The organism is Rhizobium sp. NLR22b (assembly GCF_019685295.1).
Taxonomy (GTDB): domain Bacteria; phylum Pseudomonadota; class Alphaproteobacteria; order Rhizobiales; family Rhizobiaceae; genus Rhizobium.
This window is the reverse complement of sequence record NZ_JABDWM010000005.1, coordinates 59,528-85,801: the sequence shown is the minus strand read 5'-3', so window position 1 is coordinate 85,801 and position 26,274 is coordinate 59,528. Positions and strand designations below refer to the sequence as shown.

At 60.6% G+C, this 26,274-nt stretch carries 25 protein-coding genes and 2 pseudogenes; 11 read left to right on the top strand and 16 right to left on the bottom strand.

The window, feature by feature from the left end; all coding sequences use genetic code 11:
* Positions 1-6 precede the first annotated feature (6 nt).
* The 3 genes from HJC00_RS10320 to HJC00_RS10310 all read left to right on the top strand — a co-directional run bounded on the left by HJC00_RS10320 (position 7) and on the right by HJC00_RS10310 (position 3,253).
* On the top strand, positions 7-735 hold the full coding sequence (locus HJC00_RS10320; RefSeq protein ID WP_210630726.1) for a glycerophosphodiester phosphodiesterase family protein: 729 nt from the start codon (positions 7-9) through the stop codon (positions 733-735).
* Positions 736-738: 3 nt separating this feature from the next.
* Positions 739-1,455, top strand: a complete 717-nt coding sequence (locus HJC00_RS10315) for an HAD family phosphatase (protein WP_221163988.1) — start codon at positions 739-741, stop codon at positions 1,453-1,455.
* A gap of 166 nt (positions 1,456-1,621) precedes the next feature.
* On the top strand, positions 1,622-3,253 hold the full coding sequence (locus tag HJC00_RS10310; RefSeq protein ID WP_221145469.1) for an FGGY-family carbohydrate kinase: 1,632 nt from the start codon (positions 1,622-1,624) through the stop codon (positions 3,251-3,253).
* A gap of 26 nt (positions 3,254-3,279) precedes the next feature.
* Here the strand turns inward: HJC00_RS10310 and HJC00_RS10305 are convergent, their stop codons facing one another.
* Positions 3,280-3,771 carry a hypothetical protein gene (locus HJC00_RS10305; RefSeq protein WP_221163987.1) on the bottom strand — a complete coding sequence of 164 codons (492 nt, stop codon included), beginning with the start codon at positions 3,769-3,771 and terminating at the stop codon, positions 3,280-3,282.
* Positions 3,772-3,925: 154 nt separating this feature from the next.
* Between HJC00_RS10305 and HJC00_RS10300 the strand changes: the two genes are divergently transcribed.
* The 4 genes and pseudogenes from HJC00_RS10300 (at position 3,926) to HJC00_RS10285 (ending at position 8,319) form a co-directional block, all read left to right on the top strand.
* Positions 3,926-4,576, top strand: a complete 651-nt coding sequence (locus HJC00_RS10300) for a TetR/AcrR family transcriptional regulator C-terminal domain-containing protein (RefSeq protein ID WP_210630733.1) — start codon at positions 3,926-3,928, stop codon at positions 4,574-4,576.
* Between the two features lie 50 nt (positions 4,577-4,626).
* Entirely contained in the window at positions 4,627-5,646 is a 1,020-nt protein-coding gene (gene ilvC, locus HJC00_RS10295) for a ketol-acid reductoisomerase (RefSeq protein ID WP_221163986.1), read from the top strand.
* Between the two features lie 195 nt (positions 5,647-5,841).
* A pseudogene (locus tag HJC00_RS32990) lies at positions 5,842-6,902 on the top strand (polysaccharide pyruvyl transferase family protein).
* A gap of 115 nt (positions 6,903-7,017) precedes the next feature.
* Entirely contained in the window at positions 7,018-8,319 is a 1,302-nt protein-coding gene (locus HJC00_RS10285) for a Coenzyme F420 hydrogenase/dehydrogenase, beta subunit C-terminal domain (RefSeq protein WP_221163985.1), read from the top strand.
* Here HJC00_RS10285 and HJC00_RS10280 read toward each other — a convergent pair.
* The 3 genes from HJC00_RS10280 to HJC00_RS10270 are packed head-to-tail and all read right to left on the bottom strand — an operon-like array spanning position 8,293 to position 10,999.
* Complete coding sequence (locus tag HJC00_RS10280) at positions 8,293-9,267, bottom strand: beta-xylosidase (RefSeq protein WP_221163984.1); 975 nt, start codon at positions 9,265-9,267, stop codon at positions 8,293-8,295. The two genes, HJC00_RS10285 and HJC00_RS10280, sit on opposite strands and share 27 nt — an antisense overlap.
* 32 nt (positions 9,268-9,299) lie before the next feature.
* Complete coding sequence (locus HJC00_RS10275; RefSeq protein WP_210630742.1) at positions 9,300-9,899, bottom strand: histidine phosphatase family protein; 600 nt, start codon at positions 9,897-9,899, stop codon at positions 9,300-9,302.
* Positions 9,896-10,999, bottom strand: a complete 1,104-nt coding sequence (locus tag HJC00_RS10270; RefSeq protein ID WP_210630743.1) for an inositol-3-phosphate synthase — start codon at positions 10,997-10,999, stop codon at positions 9,896-9,898. The genes HJC00_RS10275 and HJC00_RS10270 overlap by 4 nt, the downstream gene beginning before the upstream one ends.
* Positions 11,000-11,141: 142 nt before the next feature.
* On the opposite strand from HJC00_RS10270, the gene HJC00_RS10265 reads away from it, so the two are divergent.
* Complete coding sequence (locus HJC00_RS10265) at positions 11,142-12,893, top strand: hypothetical protein (protein WP_221163983.1); 1,752 nt, start codon at positions 11,142-11,144, stop codon at positions 12,891-12,893.
* On the opposite strand, the pseudogene HJC00_RS10260 reads toward HJC00_RS10265, so the two are convergent.
* The 9 genes and pseudogenes from HJC00_RS10260 to HJC00_RS10220 all read right to left on the bottom strand — a co-directional run bounded on the left by HJC00_RS10260 (position 12,857) and on the right by HJC00_RS10220 (position 19,326).
* Positions 12,857-13,658, bottom strand: a pseudogene (locus HJC00_RS10260) (TIGR04290 family methyltransferase). The gene HJC00_RS10265 and the pseudogene HJC00_RS10260 sit on opposite strands and share 37 nt — an antisense overlap.
* Before the next feature lie 25 nt (positions 13,659-13,683).
* Complete coding sequence (locus HJC00_RS10255) at positions 13,684-13,947, bottom strand: DNA-directed RNA polymerase subunit alpha C-terminal domain-containing protein (RefSeq protein WP_210630747.1); 264 nt, start codon at positions 13,945-13,947, stop codon at positions 13,684-13,686.
* A gap of 135 nt (positions 13,948-14,082) precedes the next feature.
* A complete protein-coding gene (locus HJC00_RS10250) occupies positions 14,083-14,406 on the bottom strand; it encodes a hypothetical protein (RefSeq protein ID WP_210630749.1) in 324 nt (107 codons plus the stop codon).
* Between the two features lie 74 nt (positions 14,407-14,480).
* Entirely contained in the window at positions 14,481-16,052 is a 1,572-nt protein-coding gene (locus HJC00_RS10245) for a sorbosone dehydrogenase family protein (RefSeq protein ID WP_221163981.1), read from the bottom strand.
* Positions 16,052-16,489, bottom strand: a complete 438-nt coding sequence (locus tag HJC00_RS10240; protein ID WP_210630752.1) for a DUF2231 domain-containing protein — start codon at positions 16,487-16,489, stop codon at positions 16,052-16,054. The genes HJC00_RS10245 and HJC00_RS10240 overlap by 1 nt, the downstream gene beginning before the upstream one ends.
* Positions 16,490-16,767: 278 nt before the next feature.
* Positions 16,768-17,355 carry a cyclopropane-fatty-acyl-phospholipid synthase family protein gene (locus HJC00_RS10235; protein ID WP_210630754.1) on the bottom strand — a complete coding sequence of 196 codons (588 nt, stop codon included), beginning with the start codon at positions 17,353-17,355 and terminating at the stop codon, positions 16,768-16,770.
* On the bottom strand, positions 17,345-17,680 hold the full coding sequence (locus HJC00_RS10230; RefSeq protein WP_221145455.1) for a type II toxin-antitoxin system RelE/ParE family toxin: 336 nt from the start codon (positions 17,678-17,680) through the stop codon (positions 17,345-17,347). Before HJC00_RS10230 ends, HJC00_RS10235 begins: the two co-directional genes overlap by 11 nt.
* Entirely contained in the window at positions 17,664-17,915 is a 252-nt protein-coding gene (locus HJC00_RS10225) for a type II toxin-antitoxin system ParD family antitoxin (RefSeq protein ID WP_210630758.1), read from the bottom strand. The genes HJC00_RS10230 and HJC00_RS10225 overlap by 17 nt, the downstream gene beginning before the upstream one ends.
* 310 nt (positions 17,916-18,225) lie before the next feature.
* Positions 18,226-19,326 carry a branched-chain amino acid aminotransferase gene (locus HJC00_RS10220; protein ID WP_221102477.1) on the bottom strand — a complete coding sequence of 367 codons (1,101 nt, stop codon included), beginning with the start codon at positions 19,324-19,326 and terminating at the stop codon, positions 18,226-18,228.
* A gap of 388 nt (positions 19,327-19,714) precedes the next feature.
* Between HJC00_RS10220 and HJC00_RS10215 the strand changes: the two genes are divergently transcribed.
* Positions 19,715-20,935: a PLP-dependent aminotransferase family protein gene (locus tag HJC00_RS10215; protein WP_221163980.1), complete on the top strand. Its 1,221-nt coding sequence runs from the start codon at positions 19,715-19,717 to the stop codon at positions 20,933-20,935.
* 277 nt (positions 20,936-21,212) lie between these two features.
* On the opposite strand, the gene HJC00_RS10210 is transcribed toward HJC00_RS10215, so the two are convergent.
* The 3 genes from HJC00_RS10210 to HJC00_RS10200 all read right to left on the bottom strand — a co-directional run bounded on the left by HJC00_RS10210 (position 21,213) and on the right by HJC00_RS10200 (position 24,212).
* Positions 21,213-22,256 carry a DUF2278 family protein gene (locus HJC00_RS10210; protein WP_221163979.1) on the bottom strand — a complete coding sequence of 348 codons (1,044 nt, stop codon included), beginning with the start codon at positions 22,254-22,256 and terminating at the stop codon, positions 21,213-21,215.
* Between the two features lie 204 nt (positions 22,257-22,460).
* Positions 22,461-23,519 (bottom strand): aldo/keto reductase, encoded by a 1,059-nt coding sequence (locus HJC00_RS10205; RefSeq protein WP_210630764.1) that lies wholly within the window; start codon positions 23,517-23,519, stop codon positions 22,461-22,463.
* A 222-nt stretch (positions 23,520-23,741) separates the two neighbouring features.
* The gene (locus HJC00_RS10200) at positions 23,742-24,212 is read right to left on the bottom strand and encodes a MarR family winged helix-turn-helix transcriptional regulator (protein ID WP_221163977.1); all 471 of its coding nucleotides are present in this window, start codon (positions 24,210-24,212) and stop codon (positions 23,742-23,744) included.
* 193 nt (positions 24,213-24,405) lie between these two features.
* Here HJC00_RS10200 and HJC00_RS10195 point away from each other — a divergent pair, with 193 nt between their 5' ends.
* Both HJC00_RS10195 and HJC00_RS10190 read left to right on the top strand, forming a co-directional pair.
* Positions 24,406-25,173, top strand: a complete 768-nt coding sequence (locus HJC00_RS10195; RefSeq protein WP_210630768.1) for an alpha/beta fold hydrolase — start codon at positions 24,406-24,408, stop codon at positions 25,171-25,173.
* 122 nt (positions 25,174-25,295) lie between these two features.
* Positions 25,296-26,273 (top strand): ABC transporter substrate-binding protein, encoded by a 978-nt coding sequence (locus tag HJC00_RS10190; RefSeq protein ID WP_221153447.1) that lies wholly within the window; start codon positions 25,296-25,298, stop codon positions 26,271-26,273.
* Position 26,274: the final 1 nt, after the last annotated feature.

Genomic DNA, 26,274 nt, shown 5'->3' with positions numbered 1-26,274 from the left:
CAGACGATGGTGCATATCATCGGCCACCGCGGTGGCCGCAATCTCTGGCCCGAGAACAGCCTCTCGGGCTTCCGTAAACTTGCGCAAATGCCGGTGGATGGCGTGGAATTCGACATCCACCTGACACGATCGGGAGAAATGCTGGTCATTCATGATCCGACGCTCGATCGCACGACCGATGCGCAGGGCATGGTCGCCGATCTCGGCCCCCGACAACATCGCGAAATCCGTCTCAAGGAAAGCGTTGGGGAAACGATCCCGGCGCTGGAAGAGGTCCTCGCCGTCTTCAAGAACACGCCCCTCGAGCTTCATATCGAGCTGAAGACCCAGGCCGATGGGACGCCTTACGAGGGGCTCGCCGCCACGGCATTTGCCGCCGTCGAGCGGCTTGGTCTTGTGGAGCGCTCGATCCTGACGAGCTTTCATCCCGATGTGCTTGCCGATATTCGCAAGGTCGCTCCTGGAATTCGCATCTTGTCGTCCTTCGACACCAAGTCCGCCGAACGCCTCGGCCTTGCGAGCGGCCTCAGCCTGATGAAGCGATGCTCGGATATCATCGCCGTCGAAAAATCTCTCCTGCAGGCGAAGTGGGACGAGATCACCCAAATTGTGCCGCTGGACCGCCTCGGCGCCTGGGTTCCGAACGAACTGAGCGATCTCGACTATTGGCTTGCCAAACCGATCCGGCAGATCACGACGGACCGTCCGGATCTCGCCTTGCAGGCGCGGGGTTGAGACATGCTCAATAGCCGCATCGATTATCCCGGCATCCCAGGCGCCGTGGACAGCATCGACCTCGTGATCTTCGATTGCGACGGCGTGCTGATCGACAGCGAGCCGATCGCCAGCCGCACACTGGCAGATACGCTCCAGGGCGCAGGCATTGCGATCACCGCAGCCGAGGCGCATGTCAAATTCACCGGAAATTCGGAAAGCATCATCGCCGAGATGTGCCGGCGTGAATACGGGATCATCGACGTCGCCGCGCTGTTCGAGAAATGGCATCTTCACCTGTTCGAGGAATTCGCGCGCTCGCTGACGCCCATTGCCGGCATCGCCGAGGTCGTCAACAGTCTCGACCGCCCTAAATGCGTCGCATCGAACAGCACGATGCGGCGGTTGCGCAACAGCCTGGGCAAACTCGATCTCTGGAGCGCCTTCGGCGAAGACGTGTTCAGCGCCGAATTCGTCTCCCGGCCGAAGCCGGCGCCCGATCTGCTGCTATATTGCGCCGAGCGTTTTCGGGCCCGGCCGGCGAGATGCATCATGATCGACGACAGCGTTCATGGTGTGACGGCGGCAATCGCCGCAGGCATGACGGCCATCGGATTCGTCGATCCGGCCGATCCGAGGCCCGGCCGCCGCGCCGTGCTCGATGCCGCCGGAGCCACCGCCGTTGCGAAAGGGGCAGGGGAGCTTACCGCCATTCTGGAAAATGTCGGAGGGAGGCTGTGAGGCGCCCCGGGCGGTGGGCGCGCTCGGTGCCCAGCCTCCTTGCCATGTCGCCGTGACCGCGTAATGTCAGCCTCCCTGGAGGCGGGACTCTTTCCAGACAACAGACTTCGAAATTCGACCCCAGCCGCTAATCAACCCGATCCTTGGCGATCTGAAACGAGAGACCATGAGCGACACATCTCATACAGCGGAAGCCGGCGCTAAATATGTCATCGGCGTCGATGTCGGCACCGGCAGCGCTCGAGCCGGCCTGTTCGATATGGCCGGCCGCATGCTTGCCTCCGCCAAGCGAAATATCAGCCTGTTTCATGAAGCCGGTTCCATCGTCGAACAATCGAGCAGCGAAATCTGGAGCGCCGTTTGCGCGGCCGTGCGAGAGGCGGTTGCCGCAGCCGGCGTCGACCCGGCTTCCGTGGTCGGGCTCGGATTCGACGCCACCTGCTCGCTCGTCGTCCTCGGCGAAGGCGGCAAGTCGCTTCCCATCGGGCCTTCGGAAGATCCGGACCGGGACATCATCGTCTGGATGGACCATCGCGCCGTCTCGCAGGCGGAGCGCATCAATGCGTTTGGGCATGAGGTGCTGCGTTATGTCGGCGGTCGTATTTCGCCCGAAATGGAAACACCCAAACTTCTCTGGCTCAGGGAAAACCGCCCTGGCGTCTTTGATGCTGCCTGGCAGTTTTTCGATCTTGCGGATTTCCTTACCTGGCGGGCGACTGGCGATCTGTCGCGCTCGACCTGTACAGTCACCTGCAAATGGACCTATCTCGCTCATGAAAAGCGGTGGGACAGCGGTTATTTTCATCAGATCGGTCTCGGCGTGCTGGCAGACGAAGGGTTTGCCCGCATCGGAAAAGTCATTGTCGAGCCCGGTTCGGCACTCGGCCAAGGACTGACTGCGGCAGCGGCGAAGGAGCTCGGCCTGACGCCGGGCACGGCCGTAGCAGCCGGGCTGATCGATGCCCATGCCGGCGGTGTCGGAACCGTCGGTGCCGATCCGGAAGCAAATCTTGCTTATGTTTTCGGGACCTCTTCCTGCACGATGACGTCGACGGCAGAACCGTCTTTCGTGCCCGGTGTCTGGGGACCTTACTATTCGGCGATGGTGCCGGGCCTGTGGCTGAACGAAGGCGGCCAGAGTGCCGCCGGCGCGGCGATAGACCACCTCCTCTCCTTCCACCCGGCGGCCGGCGAGGCGAAGGAGCTTGCAAAGAGCGCCGGTATTGCTCTGCCGGTCTTGCTTGCCGACATGGCCACCCGCAAGGCGGGGCGTTCTTCCGGCGCCGTCAAGCTGGTGGCCGGGCTGCACGTCGTACCCGAATTCCTCGGCAACCGTGCGCCCTTTGCTGATCCGCATGCCCGCGCGGTCATTGTCGGTCTCGGCATGGAGCGGGATGTCGACAACCTGGTCGCGCTTTATATCGCGGGGCTTTGCGGCATTGGCTACGGCCTCAGGCAGATCATCGAAACGCAGGGCGAGGCGGGGGTGACCATCGAGAACATCGTCATCAGCGGCGGGGCCGGCCAGCACGATTTCGTCCGCCAATTGCTCGCCGATGCGAGCGGCAAGCCGGTGGTGGCGACGAAGGCCGAGGAGCCGGTATTGCTGGGAGCGGCCATTCTCGGAGCCGTCGCCGGCCGGCAGTTTGCGGATGTCCGAGCAGCGATGAGCGAACTCACCCGGGCGGAAACACGGTTTCAGCCATCGGGGGGCGAAATTTCCAATCTCCACCGCAAGCGTTACCAGGCGTTCAAGGAGCTTCAGACGTTGGCGCGCAAGCTTCGCAGCGATGGCTGACATCGCTGTGCGACAAATGCCGCGGGCTAATTATTGATGGCGATGATCGCCCAATGGCTCTCCTCGCAGGCGTTGTCGTCGCAGACTGCACCCATCCAGGCGGCGCCATTTGCGAGCATCACTCCTTCGCTGCTGACGAAGAGATCCTCATACTGCTGGCGGCCGACAGCGCGGCGGGTCTCCTGGGTCACCAGATCGTCGAAATTCTCGATGAAATCCTCGGCGTTTTCGACATCATAGGTTTCGCCATCTGCCTTTACGCTCAGCGGATATTCGGCAAGGCCTGCGATGGTTTCTGCATCGCCGGCGCGCATCGCCTGGACGAGTTGGCGCAGCGGCCGGTCGAACCCGGCGGCATCGCCGTGCAATTCCTCGATGCGGTTATAGACCTCACTATCCGACTGCGCGGCGGCGCGGCCGGTGAAGGACGTCGTTGCCAGGAGCATCGCTCCCGTCAGGAGAAGGGCGGCAGATGGACGCAATATGGAAGACTCCCGGCAAATGATTTTGCGCGGCATTATGCAATCTGCATCCGGTGTCCGCCTATCCAATTCTGGTGCAGCGCCGGCCTTTCCCGTATAAAAATCTGCCTGGACCTGCTTGACGGCCCGATCGGATTGTCGCATAAAGCTCGCGAACCGTACCGTACGGTACGTATAGGGAGCCTTGACCGTGTCCGTCGATACTGCAGAGCCGAACGAATTTTCGTCGCGCCAGAACGCCGTTCTGGAGCAGGCGCTGCGGCTGCTCGTTGATGGCGGCGAGAAGGCGCTGACGACCTCCGGTGTTGCGCGCGCCGCCAATTGCTCCAAGGAAAGCCTCTACAAGTGGTTCGGCGATCGCGACGGCCTCTTGTCGGCGATGATCGCCTATCAGGCGAGCAAGGTGCGCACCTTCGAGCGCAACGGCGAACGGCTGACGGCGACGAGCCTGCACGATCATGTCGTCATCTTCGCGCGGGACCTGCTGGAGGTGCTCGCCGGCGACGTCTCGCTGGCGCTGAACCGGCTTGCCATTGGCCAGTCGCACCGCGACGGCTCGAAACTCGGCAAGCTTTTGCTCGAACGCGGCCGCCGCCAGATCGACCGGCGCGCCATGGCGCTGATCGACGCCGGAAAGAGGGCAGGGCTGCTGCGGTTTTCCGATGCGGACGAAGCCTATCATACGCTTTACGGCCTTGTCGTTTCCGACCTGCATGTGCGCATGCTGCTCGGCGAACCCGGCCTCAAGGATACCGCGCGCCAGGCGGAGAGGGCGGTCACCGCCTTCCTCCGGCTCTACGGCACGGACAAGGTTCTGGCGGAGATGCCGGCTCTCGGCTGATTTCGCCTTAATGACAGTCAACAGGACAAGCACAAGGGAAGGAACTTCAAATGCGCGTCTATTACGATCGTGATGCCGATCTCAACCTCATCAAGGCCAAGAAGGTCGCCGTCATCGGCTACGGCTCGCAGGGCCGCGCCCATGCGCTGAACCTCAAGGACAGCGGCGCCCAGAACCTCGCCATCGCGCTGAAGGCCGGTTCGCCCACGGTCAAGAAGGCCGAGGCCGATGGCTTCAAGGTCATAACCGTCGCAGAAGCCGCCGGCTGGGCCGACCTGATGATGATGGCAACGCCGGACGAACTGCAGGCCGACATCTACAAGTCGGACATCGCGCCGAACATCCGCGACGGCGCCGCCATCGCTTTCGCCCACGGCCTCAACGTTCACTTCGGCCTGATCGAGCCGAAGGCTTCGGTCGACGTCGTCATGATCGCCCCGAAGGGCCCGGGCCACACGGTTCGCGGCGAATACCAGAAGGGCGGCGGCGTTCCCTGCCTCGTCGCCGTTCATCAGAACGCCTCCGGCAACGCTCTTGAACTCGCTCTCTCCTACGCCTGCGGCGTCGGCGGCGGCCGTTCCGGCATCATCGAAACCAACTTCCGCGAAGAGTGTGAAACCGACCTCTTCGGCGAACAGGTCGTTCTCTGCGGCGGTCTCGTCGAGCTCATCCGCGCCGGTTTCGAAACGCTGGTTGAAGCCGGTTACGCGCCTGAAATGGCCTATTTCGAGTGCCTGCATGAAGTGAAGCTGATCGTCGACCTGATCTATGAAGGCGGCATCGCCAACATGAACTACTCGATCTCCAACACGGCCGAGTGGGGCGAATACGTCACCGGTCCGCGCATCATCACCGAAGAAACCAAGGCTGAGATGAAGCGCGTGCTCAAGGACATCCAGACCGGCAAGTTCACCTCCGAGTGGATGCAGGAATACCGGTCGGGCGCCGCCCGCTTCAAGGGCATCCGCCGCAACAACGACAGCCATCAGATCGAGGAAGTCGGCGCCAAGCTGCGCGGCATGATGCCCTGGATCGGCAAGAACAAGCTGGTCGACAAGTCGGTCAACTAAGCTGTTTCAGCAAGGCCGGAGTGAAAGCTTCAGCCTGCAAACTGCTGATAACCCCCGGCTGAGCTGGGGGTTATCTGATTCATTGCGACATGCTGAAGAAAGCTGCTCCCGAACCAGGAGCGAGCTGCGGTTTGTTGGGAACGGAACTGGAGTTGGTCGGTTAGTGGAATCTATTCGATCTGCTTCAGGGACCAGATGCCTAAGGCCGGAATTCTTACCTTTCATCGCTGCATAAATTACGGCTCCTATTGGCAGGCACGCTGTCTGGCCGAAGGCCTTGCGTCCATGGGAGTGGAAGCCGTTCTTCTGGAACATGTGTCCGATCGCGTGAACCGCGCGGAATGGCGATGCGCGCTGCAACCGCTGCTTCCTGCCGCAACGCCAAAGGAAGACTACCCGCTCTACAAAGCGAAGATCCGGAAATTCCTTCACTCGTTTGCCAGCCTACCTCTTTCATCGCCTTTTCCCTTGGAGAACCCAGCGGCGATGGACGACTATTCGCTCATCGTCGTCGGCAGCGACGAGGTGTGGAACCTTCGCCATCCCTGGTATGGCGGGTATCCGCTGTTTTATGGAGAGGGCCTGCGATGCGGGCGTCTTGTCTCCTATGCCGCGACGTTTGGAAGTCTGGCGTCGTCGGAGCGGCTGGAGGGTTGGGCGGAAAAGCTGCGTAAGTTCTCTCATATTTGGTTCGGGACCTCCATTCGGACCGGATCATCCGCGAGACATTGGGACTGGAGCCCGAACTCGTTCTCGACCCGTGCCTGCAATTTCCGCAGACGATGAAGGCGAGCGGGGATGACGGGGAGGTGGCAGCGTATATAGCCGTCTACGGGCACAGTTTTCCCGTGTGGTTTCAGGACGCAGTGCGCCGATGGGCACGAGACCGGGGTCATCCGCTTGTCAGCATCGGCTATCGGAACGATTGGGCCGACGAACAATGGATTGATGCCGGCCCGGAGGACTTCGCCAGCTTCATTTCCAAAGCAAAGGCTGTCGTAACGAACTTCTTTCATGGATGCGTGTTCTCGCTCGTCAACGACAAGCCATTTGCATGTGTGCTCTCCGATTACCGCTCCAACAAGCTTCGCGATCTAACGCGGCTCGTCCGAGCCGAACATCATGTGCTGACCGAAGATACGACGCTCTCGCATCTGGATGTTATCCTCGGTAACCCACTTCCTATGGGCATTTCGCAGCGCATATCTTCGCTGCGCGATACATCCAACGTCTATCTCAGCCATGCCTTGCAATAGCTCCGCTCGACAGAATCGGCTCACGCCGGGCATCGCTCCCAAGGATATTGCAGGCGCCGGCTTCTGCATCGGCTGCGGCTCCTGTGCCGCAAGGTCAGCGCGACTTGATGTGCGCATGGAACTCGACCGGTACGGGCAGATGAAGCCGACAGGCCCGACGACTTGGTTGCGGGGCCGTGATGAAGAATTTGCGCGAATTTGCCCGTTTTCGCCGGTGGCCCGGGACGAGGACGAATTGGTAGCCGAATATTTTGCCGGTGCGAGAAACCGAGACCCTCTGCTGGGCCGTTTCGAGGCTGCCTTTGTCGGCCATGTCGAGGAAGGGGAATATCGTTCGAGTGGCAGTTCCGGCGGCATGGTCACCTGGGTGGCGGCGGAATTGCTGCGCCTGGGGCTTGTCGACGGTGTTGCTCACGTCAAGGCGAGCGATGATCCGCAATCGGAAGGGCGCCTGTTTCATTATTCGCTGTCACGTAATCTGCAGGAACTTCAGGCCGGCGCTAAATCCCGATATTATCCCGTCGAGCTTTCCGGCGTGCTTCAGTCCATTCGCGAGGCGCCCGGCCGGTACGCCGTGGTTGGCATTCCCTGTTTCATCAAGGCGGTGCGACTGGCCTGTGCCAATGACCCGATATTGAAGGAGCGAATTGCCTTCACGCTTGGGCTGTTTTGCGGCCATATGAAAAGCGCGCGCATGGCCGAGAGCTTCGCATGGCAGATGGGGCAGGACATCAGCAGGGTTAAACGGCTCGACTACAGGAAGAAAGCCCAGGATCGGCCTGCGAATTGGTATCGGGCTGAGTTGACCCTCGAAAACGGAGAGACGTGCGCCCAAGACTGGTGGCATCTGGCCGATGGGGACTGGGGCGCGGGCTTTTTTCAGAATTCCGCCTGCAATTTCTGCGACGACGTCGTTGCGGAAACGGCCGATATCGCTTTCGGGGATGCCTGGAAGGAGCCCTATTCCTCTGATGGAAGAGGAACGAACGTGATGATCGTCCGCTCAACAGCACTTCTGGATGCGATAGATGCGGGGATCGCTGACAAGAGGATCGTACTGTCTTCAGTGGATTCCGACTTCGTTATCGCCACCCAGGCCGCCGGATTCCGCCAGCGTCGCGAGGGCCTCGCATTCCGCTTGACCTGGCCTCGCATGGGTATGCGCCCGCGTAAACGCGTCCGTGCCGGCAGCCCGAACCTGTCTCGGCAGCGCATGGCGGTCTACATCATGCGCTATGGGATCAGTTTCTGGAGTCATCGCGTCTTTTCGATCGCCGTTTTCCTGCATAGCCCCGGACTTTACATTCTGTGGGCTCGTGCTGCCCTGGCATGCTATCAGGGCGTCGCTTATTCCCGGGGACCGATCGGCAAGATAGCCCAGAGCCTGGGTTTAGCCGGCTCCGAGGGACGCACGTGATTCAAGCCCCAGCAGTCGGGCTGCCGACTTGGCAACGCGCGACACATATCCGCTATCCCTGTGCGGCGCGTAACGGTCGACCATTTCTTCGCAGAAGCCGGCGAATTCTTCGGGCACCAGGGGTGCACTGGTATGGTGCGGCGCGATACCTCGATGCTCCGGAGTGAAGCAGAATGTCACCGTTACGTCAAAATCTTCGAGGGCCCGCATCTGTCGGTCGAACCAATCGAGGGCATTGGGCCGGAATCGGTCTGCCCAGGAAAGCCCGGTACGCACAGATTTCACGCCCAGCCGCCTCATCCAGGCAGCGGCCTCATCCAGCCGCGGATCTTCGAAATGGAACCATTGCACCAGTCCGAAATCCGGCGTGTGTTTGGCAAACTCCTCAAGCGCCGGTTTCGGCGTTCCGTCTTCGCGCAAAATGCCCATATAGTAGTGTCGATAGTAGGAGGAGCCTTCGGCTTCGCGATGACGCGTTGTTGCCTCCCATGATCGTGGGAGGTCGTAGAGGCTGTACCATTGGCAGCGCTCGACTTTGCCCTTGAGCAACTCGGCAGTTCGTTGGAGACCCCACAACTGCACTTCCTCCGCGCCGAAGGTCGAGACGCCCACTTCGCTGACCCAGATCGGCAGATCGGTGACGGCGCGTATTTCGTTGATTTTCTCCGGCCAGTCATGAATCTGCCAGAGGTTCCAGTCGAGCGGGAAACCATGCAGCGCGACGGCATTAAGGTGATCGAGCACACCGTAATTCTTCATGCGGCTGATGAAGAAGGGGTCTATCGGAGATATTCCGCCGAGCACCTTCGTCAGTTCCGGATTCTTGGCTGCGATAGCATCGGCCGCCAGGATTGCCATTTGCGCAAACAGGCTCCATTCGGGATCGATCTCAGGATCCCAGTGCGATTTGTTGTTCGGCTCGTTCCAGATCATTGCAGCTTCGATCATTTGACTTCCCCGGGCAGGATTTAACGAACGGGTTATAAGGTCACTTCGTTGAGCGTCATCACTTTTGCACCCCAGTCGCCGATCACAACCGTCGTGACGGAGGCGGGCGCGATATCAAATCTCGGCCAAGCATCGAGCGGCAGTCCCAGAACATGACAGACCGCCGCCTTGATCACATCGGCATGAGACACCAGAGCTATTCGCTTCCCATTCCCGCAGCTGGTAAGGCTCTCCATGAGGCTGAAAATCCGAGCCTGGATGTCCAGCATGGTCTCGCCTCCGGGCGTGCGGGTGAGGCTGCGTGTGGTATTCCAGCGGCGCCACAGGGGATCGTCGTTGAGAACGTCGAACGTCTTTCCGGACCAATTGCCGAAATTCACCTCGTCCAAAGCATCGTCCGTTTGCGGTAGAGACAGGCCACAGGCCGATGCGATACCTTCTGCCGTCTCCCGTGTTCGTTCGCGCGGGCTGGTGTAGATCTCATTGATGTCCTCGCGCCGCAGCCTCTGCCCGAGACGCTGAACTTGCGAGCGGCCGGCTTCGCCAAGCGAAATACCGGCTGTACGGCCCGCCAGGAAATTCCCGACATTGTCGTGCGCGGCGTGACGCACCAGGAAGAACGTTGCCGTCATTCCGCGGCTCCGCGCAGAACATCCTCCTGGTCATCGATGAAGTTCTGCGTTCGGCGGCGGGCCTCGTAATCGGTGAACTGCTGCGGCGGCGATTTCATGAAATAGCTCGACGGCCCTGTCAGAGCTCCGCCTAGGCCTCGGTCGAGGGCCAGTTTGGCGCAGCGTATTGCATCGATGACCACGCCGGCGGAATTGGGCGAGTCCCACACCTCAAGCTTGAGCTCTGCATTGAGCGGCACGCCCCCGAAAGTGGTACCCTCGAGCCGAATATAGGCCCATTTCCTATCGGTGAGCCACGGAACATGGTCACTCGGCCCGACATGTACATCGTCTGCAGGAAGCGGAATGTCCAATTGGCTGGTGACCGACTGGGTCTTGGAGATTTTCTTTGATTCCAGCCGCTCGCGCTCGAGCATATTGAGAAAATCGGTGTTTCCGCCGAAATTGAGCTGGTAGGTCCGATCTACACGGACGCCCCGTTCGCGGAAGAGATTGACGAGCATTCTGTGGACGATGGTCGCCCCCACCTGGCTCTTGATGTCGTCGCCGATGATCGGCAGCTTTCGGGCGGCGAACTTCTGCTGCCATTCCGGTTTGGAGGCTATGAAGACCGGAATGCAATTGATAAAGGCGCAACCTGCCGCGAGCGCCTGTTCGGCGTACCACTTCGTTGCTTCTTCCGAGCCAACGGGAAGATACGAAACCAGCACGTCCGTGCGGGTTTGCCTGAGGATTTCCGCCACGTCCGCTGAAGGCTCCGTCGATTCCTCGATCCGATCCTTAAGATATCTCCCTATCCCATCCATCGTTCTGCCGCGATTCACCTCGACCCCGAGCGGAGCGACATCTGCGAAACGTTGCGTGTTGTTTGGCTCGGCGTAGATCGCTTCCGCGACATCGCGCCCTACCTTTGAAGCCGCGACATCGAAGGCTGCGGATATCTCAATATCGTGCACGTGATATCCACCGAGATCAATGTGCATGAGGCCTGGAACCGGCTCGTTTTCCCGGGCGTTATCATAGTAGGTAAGTCCTTGAACCAATGACGAGGCGCAATTGCCAACTCCCACCAATCCAACGCGAATGGATTTCGAACGCATGGTTCCCTCCAGGGGCTGCTTGCCGAGGCATCTACAAAGCTAACAAGCGGGAGCCGCCACGGTTCCCGGCCCTCCCGATTATTTCAATCACGTCTGGCGGTCGTCGAGTTCGGGCAGGCATTGCCGCAAAGAGGAGGACCGGATGCTGGTCTATGGCGATGTCGAGCACATCGAGAACGCAGCTGCAGTACGCGCATCGATTTCCAAAATGATGATGGCGTGCATCGACATGCAGCCGAGCCGGCAGCGCCACGAAGCCCTGGTTCGTGCATTCATCCTGACTGGGGAACTGGTTCAGGGACTGGCCGATCAGGAATTCGGGAGAAAGGGCGCGGACGATATGTCCGTGTCTCAGGACGCAGGCGCGAAACTTCTGCGCATGCAGGCACGGGCGATCATGCGATCGTGGCGAAACGGTTTTGCCGGCAGTCTGTCCTTTCCAGAGGATTGGCGAGCCAAACTCGATTGTCTTGCCAGTGCCGATCCGGTGCGGACGAAACGCGCAGAGGGCTACGCTTTTTATGCTGTGTATCCCGAGAGCTATATCGAGTCGGCTTCGATCTCCAATTTGACGCCTAAGACAGTCGTCATCGGGATACGAAGCATAGGAACCGGACTCGCGGCCCTGGTTTCTGCAGCCTTGGGTGCCGAGCCGGCTTATTCGTTGCGCCCGACTGGCCACCCCTTCGAGCGGCGTGTACGTGTCGCACCGGCTCTATCGAAGCGCATTCTTGCCGACCCTGAAACCGATTTTGCCATCGTCGATGAGGGGCCGGGGCTATCGGGGAGCTCGTTCGGTTGCGTTGCGGACTGGTTGCAGGAGAACGGCGTGGCGTCTGGCCGGCTTCATTTTTTCCCGAGCCACACGGGTGAACCGGGCCCGCATGCAAGCGAGCCCCATCGGACCCGTTGGCGAGATCGGCCACGCCATGTCGTCAGCTTCGACGATCTTGTCCTCAAGCCCCAAGATCCGAAACACCGTCTGCAGACATGGGCGGCCGATGTTGTCGGAGTTGCGCGTTCATCGTGGCGGGACCTGTCCGGTGGCGCTTGGCGCGGGGTTCGGTATCGCGATCCTTCACATTGGCCGCCGAGCTACATGCAGATGGAAAAACGCAAATTCCTGATGGAGGCCGAAGGACGGGCCTGGCATGTCAAGTTTGCCGGACTCTGCGGGAGCGACGTCGACAAGGCCAGAAGAGGCTCTTTGCTGAGCGAAGCCGGCTTTATCCCGAAGATTGCCGGCACCTGTTACGGATTTCTCATCGACGAGTGGCTGGATGGAACGCCCCTCGACCATAGCGGCGTCAGCAGGCGCGACATCGTGGATCACCTCGGACGTTATCTCGGTTTTCGTGCCCGTCACCTCCCGGCACGAAGCGGCGGCGCCTCGATCCAGAAACTGTATGAGATGGCCACTCACAATATTGCGGAAGCGGCAGGATCGGACACGGCAGAAAATTTGAGGTGCCTGACAGGCACGCCCGGGCGGCTAGCCGGACGATTGCGGCCGGTCGACACGGACAACCGGCTTCACCCCTGGGAATGGCTGACGACCACCGCCGGGCGGCGCATCGTGAAGACGGATGCGCTCGATCACAATGCGGCCCACGATCTGATCGGGTGCCAGGACATTGCCTGGGACGTCGTGGGTGCCTGCGTGGAATTCGAACTCTCGAGCAAGGAGCGTGATCGTCTTGTCGATCTCGTCGGTCGGGAAGGGGACTGCGATCTCAGCGACGACGTGCTCAGGTTTTTTGAGCCCTGCTATCTCGGTTTTCAGATAGGCCTGTGGTCGCAGGCCAGGGCCAGCGTCGATGGCGCGGAGGCAGAGCGCATTGAAAATACCATCAAACGTTACCTGGACCGCCTGCCGCCAATGATTGGACCATGACTGCGGCGATCTGGCAGTTTATCAGCAAATGACGGAGGCGGTTCCGCCATCGGGTGGCGAGTTCCATGTTCCACCAGATAAACTTCACGTTCCGGATTGGCACGAATGACAAACCCGGCGCTTCTCAGCATCGCTTCGACCGCCGCCTTGTTCGGAATGAACCAATTGGTCGGGTCGCCAGCGTAACGTTGTTCCACGAAATACACTTTGGGAAAGCCGCGCTGCTCAAATATTGTCGTGTTGAAGAAGTCGTAGTTTTCGCTGAGTGCCGCGACTTCCTCTTCACCGCGCTGCATGCATTGAAACAGCATCTGGCCGCCGACAACATGCTCATGCAGAAGGTCGAGCGCCAGCAGCGGATGCCGCAGGTGATAAAGGACACCCATGAAAAGGACCAGGTCAAATCTCTCCTTCAGTTTTTCCACCTCGTACACCGACATCAGCTTGAACTCGATATCCTCACCTGTCTGTCTGGCTGCGAACTCGGCTTGCCTGAGGTAATGCGGGTCGGAATCGATTCCGACGACCCGTCCGGCATTTCTTCTTTTCATTTCAAGTGAATAGAACCCGGCGTTGCAGCCGATGTCGAGAACGCTGCACCCCCGGAGATCTTCAGGCACAACCTGCTGAAAGTGGGCCCATTTGAAGGAGGGGTTAGTCACCAAGGAAATGATCAGGTGCTGTCTGAACGCCGTTAATTCGCAGGTTGTGAAACCATGGCCTCAGGGCTGCGATGTCGCTTTCCAGTCGAGCCTTCTCGTTCATTCCGTGCTCCGATCCGCAGCGTCGATCATTGCTTCGACTGTGCCGCCGAGATGTGTGTTCGGTTACGTTTGAATTTTCTGATCGCCGACCGTATCTGCTCGACGGACCGGGGGCCGATCCCCGGGAGTTGGAGGAGTTCAGCGTTCTTCATATCTGCCAATTGGCTCATTCGGTGAATTCCGCTTCTGCCGAGCGAACGGGCGATCCATCCAGCGAGACAGGTGGTCAATAAGGGATCTTCGGTATCTCCCCCTCCAATCTTCGTCCGCTTTTGAGATACCTGCGGCATGTTCAGCTTTGGCCGGCTTCTTCAGATGTGGTCGAACCCTCTTGATGGTTTTCGGTTCCCGCTGAAGAGAAAAACCCGTCAATTCTGTGCGACATTGTCCTTGTCGGCTCACACAAAGATTTCTGGACGGTGAAACTAATCATCAGAATTGTTCGACGGATTGGTATTGGGCGGCATATCTCCCGGACGGATGATGCGCGAATAACCGGTGTCGGGCGCCGGCTCCACCATCTCGGCGTCGCCGACGGGAGGGGGCCTGAGTTCGCCGTTGCATTCGTCCAGTTTCTTGGAGAGATCTTGGTGGTCATCCGCTGAACCGCGGCTCTGGTTTGGCTGTGACGGGGCGACGCATTTGTCAGGCGGCGCCTGCGCGTTCGCCTGGAGCGGTAGGGGAAGGATCGCCACGGCGAGCGACAGCGCGCTTAGGAGTCGTTTGAACTCCCGGGATGTGGTCGGCATGCCTGAAACCTCCGTTTGTAGTTTATCCAGATGTCATCTCAGTCCTTCTTTCGAATTAGGCCTCCACCAAGTCCTTAGGGGCCGGCCGCAGGGGCAATCTGCATCGGCCCAGGCTGAAACTTGTCCGGCAGTCCGGAAAGTGGTTTTTGGCCGGTCAAGCGCTCGTCGACCGAGGCCTGGTGTCCCTGGGTTTGGGCGGTGGAATTCGTCGGTTCCGTTCCGATGCCGGGGTTCGAAGCGAAGGTCGGCGCTGTTTTCGAATTCGTCGAGCCTTGTGGATTCCCCGATAGCTGATCGGTGCCAATTGGCTGCGGCGTGACTTTGCCGTCGGATGAAGCGACGCGCCAAACGGTGTTGCCGGCATCATCTGCAACAAGCAGCGCTCCCGTCCCATCGATCCCCACTCCGACCGGCCGCCCCTTTGCCTGATCGCCCTGGATAAAGCCAGTGACGACGTCCTGGGCCTTGCCAGATGGCTTGCCATTCTGGAACGGTACGAAGACTACTTTGTAGCCATTGAAGCTATTCCGGTTCCAGCTGCCGTGCTCGCCGATGAAGGCGCCGTTGGCGTATGCGGCTGGCAGCGCGGAATTCATCGAGAAGGTCAATCCGAGCGCGGCAACATGGCTGGACAGGGCGTAGTCCGGTCGGATTGCCTTTTCGATCATATCGGTTCGGGGCGGATGAACGCGAGCGTCGACGTGATTGCCGTAGTAGCTCCACGGCCAGCCGTAGAAGGCGCCGTCCTCCACAGAGGTCATATAGTCGGGAACGAGGTTTGGGCCGAGCTCGTCGCGCTCATTGACGACAACCCAGAGCGCCCCCGTTTCGGGATTGAAGGTGAGACCGTTCGGATTGCGCAGACCGGAGGCGAAAACGCGGGCGGCGCCGGTTTGCCGGTCGACCTGCCAGACCGCTGCACGGCCTTTCTCTGCCTCCAGCCCGTTCTCGACGATGTTGGAATTCGAACCGACCGAGACATAGAGCGTCAGGCCGTCGGGGCTGAGGGCCAGATCCTTTGTCCAATGATGATTGATCGGGCCGCCGGGAAGCGGCGTCAGGATTTTCGGCTGCGCGGTGATGTCGTTCCGGCCGAGTTCGTAAGGGTAGGCAAGGATGGCGCTCGTCGTGGCGACGTAAAGCGTATTGTTTATCCAGGCAAGGCCGAAGGGAGAATCGAGCTTCTTCAGCAGGTCATGGCGTTCATCGACGGTGCCGTTGCGATTGGTGTCACGCAGCAGCGTAATGATATTGCTCTCTTTCTGTTCACCGCTGCCGCCGTGGGCGATAGACATGATCCAGCCGCGGATGAGATCCTTCGGCCGCGAGGTCGGTTCGCCGGTCGGGCCGCGGGACTGGACGACGAGCACGTCGCCGTTGGGCAGGGTATGGACCGTGCGCGGATTGGCAAGGCCCTTCGCATAGGCAGTGACCTTCAAGCCATCGGGAACGGCAGGCGTCTCTCCTTCCTTCCAGTCGACCACTTCCGCGACCTTCAGATCAGATATCAGGGAGGAAGACGGCTCAGGCAGAACCGGGTTCGGGCCGATCTGCTGCGACAGATCGAATTCGGCCTCCTGCGCCGACGTGCCGAATCCGAAGAAAAGCAACAGAACCGACGGGCCGAGAATGAGGGACCTCATCATCATATCCTCCAGGCCAATCTGGCATATTTGCGGGCAGAAACAGCGACTGCCACCAGGCAAAGCGCTGATGTAACGGCCGAGAGCGTCAGCCCATAGGGAACCACGGCAGTCCATCCGTCGCCGGCATGGACAAGGCTGTTCAGGAAGGCGAGGACGAGGATGATCAGGTAGAGAAGCACAGACGGAAAAGCCGACCGCAGCGGACGGGTGCGGGGCCGCGCAAGGTCAATCAAGCCAGCCAGGATCGCAATCGCGCCGAACACCAGGCCGGCGCACAACAGCCAGGCGGAGAAGTTCTGCCACATGAGGTTGTTGCTCTGCCAGAAGGCGATATCGGTCGCGAGCGCAAGCGTGAAGCAGACGAAAGGGAACGGGACGAAGAGCGACTGTATCGGATAGGCGGTCGCGTCCCGATCGTTGGGGGAAAGTATAGCCATGGCATGCTCCGAGCGGCAAGAGCGCAGATATGCGATCCAACCGTGGAGGCAGCGGATAGTTCCGTTGCGGCGGCACCGGTTTGTCGATCGCCTCCTCGGCGAAATCGCGGAATTGCGGCGGCCGCCTTTCGCGTTGCACTACCGGAATGACAATGTTTGGAGGCCCCTCTGTCGGTCATGCCTGCGACAGGCGGAGGAATGAAGGAGGGGCAGCGTTTTCGCCTGAAAGGGCGACGGTGCCAAGACTGCCGCCGAACACGGGGACGAAGCGCCGACCTTTATCGTTGCGCACTCACGATGAGCCAGCGGGTCGGCTTGCCGTCATATCCGCCGCCGTCGCTTTCCTCGACGGCGAGGTTGCGCCAGCCGCCTGCCCTCAGAAGCGCCGACAGCCAATCGGCGGATGGATAGTTGTAATAGCGCCCGAAGCCATCATGCCCTTCGGCTTCTCCCGACTTGAAGCTTGCGTGGAGGATGCCGCCGGTTCTGAGCGCGCGGTGAATACGGGCGAAGATGTCGGGCAGGGCCGATCTCGGGACATGAAGGAGACTCGCTTCGGCCCAGACGCCGTCGAACGCGGCCTGGGCGTTGAGATCCTCAAACAGCATGACCTTGACCTTCCTGCCGATTCGCGCCTCGGCCTGTGCTGCGAGTTCGGGTGAGCCGTCGGTTGGCGTCACGTCAAAGCCTTGAGAGAGCATGTAGGCGCTGTCCTGGCCGCCGCCGCAGCCAAGTTCGAGGATCGCGGCTCCCGGCGCAAGTCGGGCAAGAAAGGCGTCGAGCTTCTGTTTCGGCAGGCTGCGCGCGCGGTTGGCGTATATCTCTGCGTTGTTGTCGTAGAAGGCGGAGGTGCTGTTATGGGGCATGGGGGGTGGCCGGTCCGGGTCGTCGGTTGGATTGGAGATGTCTTTCGGCAAGTCGGTCGGCGCCGATGATGTCGATGACGAGTATGCCGTCGGGTATTTCCCGGTAGAAGGCGACGTGGCGCATGTGGAGGAGGCGGCGAAGGCCGGCGCCGAGCGCGTCACACTCGTCGCCCATGGAGGGCACGCGCGAAAGAAGTATGAAAATCCGGTCCCAGTCGAGAAGGTAGGCATCCGCCTGCGCCTCGCCGAAATGCAGATTGGCATACTCGTCAATGCCTGACAGTACGGCGTCGGCCGTTCGGGTCAGCCTATAGGTTGATGTCACGCAGCTTCACCTTCGTTTCCAACAGGATATCGTGAATGCGCCGGTCGCTGATACCGCTCTCCTCGGCCTGCCTCAGGATCTCGCGCAGTTCGTCGTCGTCGAGCTTACGGTGGTCCTGGTCCTTCACGATCAGCTCCGCCACGAATGCGTCGGCGCTGTCGTATCTGCCGCTTGCGACACAGCGCGAGATGTAATCCGCCAGATTATTCGGAAGCGAGATCGTCATTTTCGCCATTGAATTCGCTGCCGTCCGTGCGTGCCGGTTCAGCCGTCCCTGATGCCCGTTACCATTCCCGACCGTTGATAGAAGCGTTGGCACCCGCAGTCGAGCGCTTGGGTCACATGATGGTCAGTCTTCTTAGCGCTGTAGACGGCGCGTTCGAGATCCTTGACACGGGCGTCGCAAGTCAGGATGCCGGCATCGTGGCGCTCGTGGTCGCGTAAACGATCGTATTGGCGTCAGCCCGACTGCTTTGAAGGCGAGGCCGAGAGCGGCGCCTATCATGCCAGTGTTGGCGCCGCCGTTCGCGTGGAAAGCCTGACGTTCAGACCGGGATGAGGCGCGTCCAGCCGTGCTCATCGTTCGTTACGCCCTTCTGCAGACTGACGAGCTGCTGGCGCAGTTCGCTGGTCAGCTTGCCGGTCTGTCCGTCTCCGACCAGAAACTCGCCGCCGGCATGTCGAACCAGGCCGATGCCCGCCAGGACTGCGGCAGTGCCGCAAGCGAAGGCTTCGACGAGCCTGCCACTGGCGGCATCCTCTTGCCATTCCGCGAAGGAGTAGGGACGCTGCTCCACGCGCAAGCCCCTTTCTTCGGCGAGCACGATGACGGAAGCCCGGGTGATGCCCGGCAGGATCGTGCCGCCAAGGGGCGGGGTCACCATCGATCCATCATTCATCACGAAGAAGACGTTCATGCCGCCGAGTTCTTCGACCCAGCGATGCTCCGCGGCATCGAGGAAGACGACCTGATCGCAACCCCTCTTCGCGGCTTCCGCTTGCGCCACCAGGCTGGCAGCGTAATTTCCGCCGCATTTTGCAGCGCCGGTGCCGCCGTTGGCTGCACGGGTGTATTCGGTCTCGACCCACAGGGAGACGGCCTTCGCGCCGCCCTTGAAGTAGGCGCCGACCGGAGAGGCGATGATGCAGAAGACATATTCCTGAGCCGGACGAACGCCGAGAAACGCCTCGTTGGCGAACATGAAGGGGCGGAGGTAAAGGCTGGCGTCGCCGGACGGAATCCAGGCCTTGTCGACGCGGACCAGTGCTTCGACCGCCTTCAAAAAGAGTTCTTCGGGCACAGGAGGCATCGCCATGCGGGTCGCCGACTGCGCGAAGCGGCGTGCGTTCTCTTCAGGCCGAAAGAGCAGAATCCGGCCATCGTCTGCTTTGTAGGCTTTCATGCCCTCGAAGATTTCCTGCGCGTAGTGCAGCACGGCGCTCGCGGGATCGAGCTCCAAGGGCCGCCTGGGCGTAACCTTCGCGTCGTGCCAGCCCTTGTCGGCCGTCCATCGGGCCAGGACCATGTGATCCGTGAAGAGCTTCCCGAAGCCGGGCGTCTCCAGTGCCTGGATGCGGTCGGCATCCGAGACGGGAGACTTGTGGAGTTCGATTTTGATTTCAGGAGAGGCCGACGTCACGGTCATTGCTGGCACCTTGATAGCAAATAAAATGGTGGCGGCGACACTACCGCCGCGGAGCCGGTTTTGGAAAGGTCTGAAGCAGCCGGTTTCGGCTTTGATCAGAGGAATAATCGCTTGAGGTGGCTGACGTCGAGCAACAAATTTGGAACCGAGCGCCTTCGATCAGGGATGCGTCACCATCAAGTGAAACCGCGACATCAGCATTACCCGAAAGGCTTCGGTCGGTTCGGGAATTTCACTCCTATCGGGAATGACGTTCGCGAATTTTGCACCAAGGCCTTGGAATATGAGATCTCCGACTTGTCACCATGACAAGAAAATAGGTCAGCATTATTGACATAATTTCCGCCGCATGATTTGTCGGCGACATAGAAAATACGAGGAAACCTCCATGCTGAACTGGGACACCATGTTTGCGTCGCGATCGTCGCGCATGCGCGCATCCGAAATCCGCGAGCTCCTGAAGCTTCTCGACCAGCCTGACATCATTTCCTTTGCTGGCGGCATTCCGGATCCGGCGCTGTTTCCAGCCGACGAATTCCAGCGGGCCTATGCGGATATCTTCTCGGGTGCTGCGGTCAACTCGGCGCTGCAATATTCGGTCAGCGAAGGATACAAGCCGCTGCGCGAATGGCTGGCCGGGCAGATGGCGGCGCTCGGCATTCCCTGCGAACTCGACAACGTCTTCATCGTTTCCGGCTCGCAGCAGGGGCTCGATTATCTCGGCAAGCTCTTCCTGTCGCCCAATGATACCGCGCTCGTGACCTGGCCGACCTATCTTGGCGCCCTGCAGGCCTTCAACGCCTATGAACCGGCCTACGACCAACTGACGCCGAACGGCAACCGGACACCCGAATCCTATCGCGTTGCCGCGGCCGCTGCCGGCGGCAAGGTGAAGTTCGCCTATCTCTCGGCGGATTTTTCCAATCCGACCGGCGAAACGGTCGATCTCGATGGCCGCAAGAAGGTGTTGGCGCTTGCCGAAGAACTCGACGTCGCCGTCATCGAAGATGCTGCCTATCAGTCGCTGCGTTACGATGGCGATCCGATCCCGCCGATCCTGGCGCTCGAAATAGCCGAAAAGGGCCATATCAACGATACGCGCACGATCTATTGCGGCAGCTTCTCCAAGACCCTCGCGCCCGGCCTTCGCGTCGGCTTCATCGTCGCCAATGCGCCCGTCATCCGCAAGCTGGTGCTGATGAAGCAGGCGGCCGACCTGCATTCCTCGACGATCAACCAGATGGCGATATCGGATGTCGCCGTGCGCGGCTTCAACAAGCAGGTCGCCAAGATCAAAGCGGTCTACAGCCATCGCCGCGACTGCATGCTGGCAGCGCTCCAGAAGTACATGCCCGAGGGCACGGGCTGGACGAAACCGGAAGGCGGCATGTTCATCTGGATCACGCTGCCGGAAGGCATGGACGGCGCCATGCTGCTGGCGAAATCGCTCGAAACGGCCAAGGTCGCCTTCGTGCCCGGCAACGCGTTCTTCGCCGACGGCTCCGGCGCCAACACCTTCCGCGTCAGCTTCTCCTGCGCGAATGAGCAGATGATCGAGGATGGGATTGGTCGGTTGGGTAGGTTGATCGCTGAGGAAATTGGTGGGTGATTGCTTGAGAGATGAGAAGACGCCGCGGCACTCACCGCCGTCCCTCATTCCTGTGCTCGTCACAGGAATGAGGGACGGCGCGTCCGCGCCGTGATGGACTCTTATTCGTGAAAGACTCTCTCGTGCCCAAGTCCTTGGGCACGCTGGATTCCTGTGACGAGCACAGCAACGAGGGAGGGGAGGGAACTACTTCCGCCTTCTTCTCTCAGAGGAAACGGGTAAGCGGTTTATCCTTCCATTGCCATGCTTTCGGCAAGCCAGCCAGGCGGAACAACAATCAAAAAATCGTCGTCCAGCCCTCGTTCGCCGTTTCGCTCTTGCCGTAGCCGACGCGGTCGGCGACCGCTCCGTCGGTGTTGCGCAGGATGATGTCGCCGCCCCGGTTGGCGAGCTGCGGGCCGCCGGCGGCTGCGTCGAGCGCGATGGTGCGGATCTCGCCTGCGGCAAGCGCTCCCGACAGCGTCTGCGTCCGGCCGTTTTCGTCCTCCAGCTTCCAGCCATCGAGCGATACCGATATGTCGGAACGGTTGATAATCGTCACCGTCTCATTCTCGATGCCGCCTGCGCCGTTCACCGGGTTGATCAGCGCGGCGATGATGCGCAGGGATGAGGCGACGACCGGCTGCGGCCGGCGGGTGCCTTCGCCGCGGCCCTGGCCGCCGCGATTTTCCGAAACCGGATGGCCGGTCGCCGCATCGGTGTTCCAGTTCTGCGACTGGAAGCAGAGGAAGATTGCCGCCCATTCGTCGGTATCGGTGAAATGGACGAGCAGCGCTCCGTCCTGGTTGGGCCCGTTGGTGGCCTTGAAACCGCCACTGTCTCCCTGGTTCATATGGATATCGTGGATGCCGTTGCCCGGCTCGAATTCGAAATATTGGTCGGGTTTGTTGCGCTCGGGCCCCCAGGCTTCGCCGAAGGCATAGAAATGGATGTCGGGATCGGCAATGCCTTCGTCGACGATCGGCTCGATGAACTCGCGAAGATCGTTCTTCGGGCCGGAGAGCTGGAAGGGCGCGACGTTCATGTCCTCGCGCTCGATCAGGCCGCCACGGACATAATCGATCGCAAGCTCCGGACGATCCCTGCGGATGTCGGTCAAGCCCATCGGCAGGGCTTCGAGCGCCTCCGTCAGCGTCCCGTGCTTGAAATCGACGACGTTGGCATAGAGCAGGTCGTGCGGCGATTCCTTGGAGCGGACATTCAGCGCGATGCGGTAGCTGACGCCGTTCGCCTCGATGCGGATTTCGAGATGGGGATCGTTGTCGTCATCAAGGGCGAGCGCGCTCGCGGTGCCTTTCAAGACCTTGTAATTCTTCAGCATGAGAACCTCGCGGGAATGGCGGGACCTCACGATAACACGGCGAAAGCGCATCTTTTGTGATGGCTAAATCGCAGCGCGATCCCTCAGATTCGGTGCCACGATTTAGCTTTTTAATTTCACGCATGTCGTCCCCGCGAAACCGCTGAACACTTTTGCGCGACATGCTTGTCTTTCGCCGTGCAATGGCTGACTTGCAGCTTGGTGCTATTGCTGCAGATGTGGGCCAAAAAGCTCGAGGTCGGCTTCGCCGAGCCTGTCGCTCGCCGTGTTCAGCTGGTGCCAGTAGGGATAGATCACCGGCGGCAGGCTGACGGCGTCGAGACGCTTGCGCTCCTCTCCGGTGAGCTTCAGCTCTGCGGCGGCGATGTTGTCGCGGAACTGGGCTTCGGTGCGCCCGCCGATGATGACCGAGGTGACGGCCTTGCGGCCGACCAGCCAGGCGAGCGCCACTTGAGCGGCCGAAACGCCGCGTTCCTCGCCGATCGCCACCAGCGTCTCGACGATGTTCCAGAGGCGGTTTTCGTCGCGGATCGGCGGTTCGGTCCAGCCGGCGAACTGGCGCGTGCCTTCGGGAGCGGCCTGGTTGCGGCGGTGTTTGCCGGAGAGCAGACCGCCGGCAAGCGGGCTCCAGACCAGCACGCCGAGGCCCTGGTCAATCGAAATCGGCAGCAGCTCGTATTCGGCGTCGCGGGCTTCGAGCGTATAATGGATCTGCTGACTCACGAAGCGTTGGTAGCGGTGTTCGTTGGCAATGCCGAGCGCCTTCATGATGTGCCAGCCGGAATAGTTCGAGCAGCCGACATAACGCACCTTGCCCTGCCGGATCAGCGTGTCGAGCGCTTCCATCGTCTCTTCGAGCGGCGTCTGGCCGTCCCATTCATGCACCTGATAGAGGTCGATTACATCGGTCTTCAGGCGCTTCAGGCTGGCCTCGCATTCGCGAATCAGGTGGTGGCGCGACAGGCCGCGGTCGTTCGGGCCGTCGCCCATGCCGAAGCGGGCTTTGGTGGCGAGCAGCACGCCCTGCGGCCGCTTGCCGGCGAGCGCCTCGCCGATGATATTTTCGCATTCGCCTGACGAATAGACGTTGGCGGTGTCGATCAGGTTGATGCCGGCATCGATGCAGATGTCGATCATCTTCTTCGCCTCGGAGACGCCGAGATCGCCGACCATCTTCGCCCAACCGACGCCGCCGAAGGTCATCGTGCCCATGGTCAAAGTCGAAATCTTCAAGCCGGAACGGCCGAGCAGACGATATTCCATTGAAACTCCTCCTTCATCGAAACGCGATTGACGTACCTCGACGCAATAGCATGACAATGGCGGCATGTTCACGCCTGCGTGAGGGGTCGGCGAGATTGCGGGCGCCCGAGGCTAAGATCAATTGCGCGGCGCTGTGGCGCGGGCAGATCGTACAATATGTGATCGGCTTGTCGACGGAAATCGTTCTGGCGTGGAGACGACGCAACGGGGGGCTGCCGCGGATCAGGTCTCGTCCTTGTTCTTCTTGTGAATGTTGTCGCGGAGCGAAGCGATCGTATCGCGAATCTTGCTCACGGTCTCGGCGTCGAGACCGACGGCTTTGCCGATGCAGTCGAACACGTGGGTCGCGCGGCTCTTGAGGGACTGTCCCTTCTGCGTCAGGCGCAAAAGCACCTGGCGCTCGTCGGCGGGATTCCGGTTGCGAGTGACGAGATCGACATTTTCCAGTCGCTTCAAGAGCGGGGTGAGAGTGCTGGAATCGAGGAAAAGCGTCTCGCCGAGATCCTTCACCGTGCGGTCGTCGCGCGCCCACAAGGCGGTCATGACGAGGAATTGCGGATAGGTCAGATCCAACTCGTCGAGCAGGGGGCGGTAAAGCTGATTGAAGGCGTGGCCTGCCGAATAGATTGAAAAGCAAAGCAATTCATCGATCTTCGGCACGTCGGCAAGACCATTCGATGGCGTGTCTTTCATCACGTTCTCCTCTACGCTCAATATAATTTGCGCACGATCTGTTTGCAAGCTATTGACGACGCGAACGATGAGGGTTATTTATATCGCGCACAAATAAATCGTCCACAAATTATATTCCGATTTGGAAACTTGAAGGCACGCGAACGTACCAGTTCGGCTCCTTTGAACTTCAACCGACGAAAGGAAATGACCCATGTTCAAGTTTGCTGCAGTCGTCGCCCTGGCGGGCGCTCTTCTTTCCGGTGCTGCCGTCGCTCAGTCGGCCAAACCTACCGTCGTCCTCGTTCACGGCGCCTTTGCCGATTCATCCAGCTGGAACGGCGTGGTCGAGATCCTGCGCAAGGACGGTTTCCCGGTCGTTGCTGCCGCCAATCCGCTGCGTAGCGTTTCCGGCGACGCCGCCTATGTTTCCGATGTCGTCGGCAGCATTGCCGGCCCCGTCGTCTTGGTCGGCCATTCCTATGGAGGGCAGGTGATCTCGACCGCCGCGAACGGCCATGACAACGTCAAGTCCCTGGTCTATGTCGCGGCCTTCGCGCCGGAGGCAGGGGAATCGGTTGCGGATCTCGCCGGCAAGTTTCCCGGCGGTACGCTGAGCGGAGCGCTGGCGGTTCCGGTGAAGCTCAGTGCAGGCGGCGTCGATCTTTCCATAGACCAGACCAAGTTCCATGACCAGTTCGCCAGCGACGTGCCGGCTGAGCAGGCTGCCCTGATGGCGGCGGCCCAGCGGCCGATCACCGAAGCGGCCCTGACCGAAAAATCCGGCGAGCCTGCCTGGAAGAAACTGCCGTCATGGTTTGTCTACGGCACCAGCGACAAGAACATCCCGGCCGCAGCTCTTGGCTTCATGGCCGAGCGGGCAGGGTCCAAGCTGACCGTCGTGGTCGATGGCGCATCCCACGTCGTGATGGTTTCGCAGCCGCAGAAGGTGGCGGAGCTCATCGAAGAGGCCGCGAAGTAACGTCTCTCTGAAGGGTGACGGCAATTCAGCAGCACAGGGCGCAGCGCAGCCGCTGCGTCCTGTCACATACCTGTCAACGACCCCTAATAAGGGAGGGTGACGCAATCCCGAGGACCCCTCCCATGAAGACGATCGTTTCCGCCGCTGCTCTTCTCGCCGCGAGCCTTTTTGCCATTCCGACCTCGGCCGCAAACCTCGTTCTCTACACCAGCCAGCCGAACGAGGATGCGCAGGCGACGGTCGATGGCTTCATGGTCGCCAATCCCGATATCAAGGTCGACTGGGTGCGCGACGGCACGCCGAAGATCATCGCCAAGCTCCAGGCCGAGATCCAGGCCGGCAACCCGGTCGCCGACCTTCTGCTCATCGCCGACATGGTGACGCTGGAGCGCTTGAAGCAAGACGGCAAGCTGCTCGCCTACAAGTCGCCGGAAGCCGCGCAATACGACGCCAGTCTCTATGACGCCGACGGCTACTATTACTCGACCAAGCTGATCACGACAGGCATCATGTACAACACCTCGGCCGGCATGAAGCCCGCGGGCTGGAAGGACCTGACCAAGCCGGAGGCCAAGGGCCTCGTCACCATGCCGAGCCCGCTCGCCTCGGGTGCGGCGCTCATCCACGCCCAGACACTGGCTGCCGTTCCCGGCCTCGGCTGGGACTTTTACAAGGCGCTTCAGGCAAACGGCGCGATTGCCGCCGGCGGCAACGGCGCCGTGCTGAAGTCGGTCGCCTCGGGCGAAAAGGCTTACGGCATGGTCGTCGATTACCTGCCGATCCGCGAGAAGGCCAAGGGCGCGCCCGTCGAGTTCGTCTTCCCGAGCGAAGGCGTTTCCGCCGTCACCGAGCCGGTCGGCATTCTCGCCAGCACCAAGAATGCGGAGGCGGCGAAGAAATTCGTCGATTACGTGCTCTCGGAAAAGGGCCAGGAAGGCTTCCTCAAGCTCGGCTATATCCCGGCCCGCAACGACATGAAGCTGCCGGAGGGTTTCCCGGCGCGCGACGCCATCAAGGTGCTGCCGATCAAGGCGGAGGAAGCTCTGAAAAATACCGATCAGGATCTGAAGACCTTCTCGGGCATTTACGGTTCGAACTGAT

Bases quoted from the DNA above. Each gene is read 5' to 3' on its own strand.
- HJC00_RS10320 (WP_210630726.1), top strand. From the start codon at position 7: ATGGTGCATATCATCGGCCACCGCGGTGGCCGCAATCTCTGGCCCGAG.
- HJC00_RS10315 (WP_221163988.1), top strand. From the start codon at position 739: ATGCTCAATAGCCGCATCGATTATCCCGGCATCCCAGGCGCCGTGGAC.
- HJC00_RS10310 (WP_221145469.1), top strand. From the start codon at position 1,622: ATGAGCGACACATCTCATACAGCGGAAGCCGGCGCTAAATATGTCATC.
- HJC00_RS10305 (WP_221163987.1), bottom strand. From the start codon at position 3,771: ATGCCGCGCAAAATCATTTGCCGGGAGTCTTCCATATTGCGTCCATCT.
- ilvC (WP_221163986.1), top strand. From the start codon at position 4,627: ATGCGCGTCTATTACGATCGTGATGCCGATCTCAACCTCATCAAGGCC.
- HJC00_RS10285 (WP_221163985.1), top strand. From the start codon at position 7,018: ATGGAACTCGACCGGTACGGGCAGATGAAGCCGACAGGCCCGACGACT.
- HJC00_RS10280 (WP_221163984.1), bottom strand. From the start codon at position 9,267: ATGATCGAAGCTGCAATGATCTGGAACGAGCCGAACAACAAATCGCAC.
- HJC00_RS10275 (WP_210630742.1), bottom strand. From the start codon at position 9,899: ATGACGGCAACGTTCTTCCTGGTGCGTCACGCCGCGCACGACAATGTC.
- HJC00_RS10270 (WP_210630743.1), bottom strand. From the start codon at position 10,999: ATGCGTTCGAAATCCATTCGCGTTGGATTGGTGGGAGTTGGCAATTGC.
- HJC00_RS10265 (WP_221163983.1), top strand. From the start codon at position 11,142: ATGCTGGTCTATGGCGATGTCGAGCACATCGAGAACGCAGCTGCAGTA.
- HJC00_RS10255 (WP_210630747.1), bottom strand. From the start codon at position 13,947: ATGCCGCAGGTATCTCAAAAGCGGACGAAGATTGGAGGGGGAGATACC.
- HJC00_RS10250 (WP_210630749.1), bottom strand. From the start codon at position 14,406: ATGCCGACCACATCCCGGGAGTTCAAACGACTCCTAAGCGCGCTGTCG.
- HJC00_RS10245 (WP_221163981.1), bottom strand. From the start codon at position 16,052: ATGATGAGGTCCCTCATTCTCGGCCCGTCGGTTCTGTTGCTTTTCTTC.
- HJC00_RS10240 (WP_210630752.1), bottom strand. From the start codon at position 16,489: ATGGCTATACTTTCCCCCAACGATCGGGACGCGACCGCCTATCCGATA.
- HJC00_RS10235 (WP_210630754.1), bottom strand. From the start codon at position 17,355: ATGCCCCATAACAGCACCTCCGCCTTCTACGACAACAACGCAGAGATA.
- HJC00_RS10225 (WP_210630758.1), bottom strand. From the start codon at position 17,915: ATGGCGAAAATGACGATCTCGCTTCCGAATAATCTGGCGGATTACATC.
- HJC00_RS10220 (WP_221102477.1), bottom strand. From the start codon at position 19,326: ATGACCGTGACGTCGGCCTCTCCTGAAATCAAAATCGAACTCCACAAG.
- HJC00_RS10215 (WP_221163980.1), top strand. From the start codon at position 19,715: ATGCTGAACTGGGACACCATGTTTGCGTCGCGATCGTCGCGCATGCGC.
- HJC00_RS10210 (WP_221163979.1), bottom strand. From the start codon at position 22,256: ATGCTGAAGAATTACAAGGTCTTGAAAGGCACCGCGAGCGCGCTCGCC.
- HJC00_RS10205 (WP_210630764.1), bottom strand. From the start codon at position 23,519: ATGGAATATCGTCTGCTCGGCCGTTCCGGCTTGAAGATTTCGACTTTG.
- HJC00_RS10200 (WP_221163977.1), bottom strand. From the start codon at position 24,212: ATGAAAGACACGCCATCGAATGGTCTTGCCGACGTGCCGAAGATCGAT.
- HJC00_RS10195 (WP_210630768.1), top strand. From the start codon at position 24,406: ATGTTCAAGTTTGCTGCAGTCGTCGCCCTGGCGGGCGCTCTTCTTTCC.
- HJC00_RS10190 (WP_221153447.1), top strand. From the start codon at position 25,296: ATGAAGACGATCGTTTCCGCCGCTGCTCTTCTCGCCGCGAGCCTTTTT.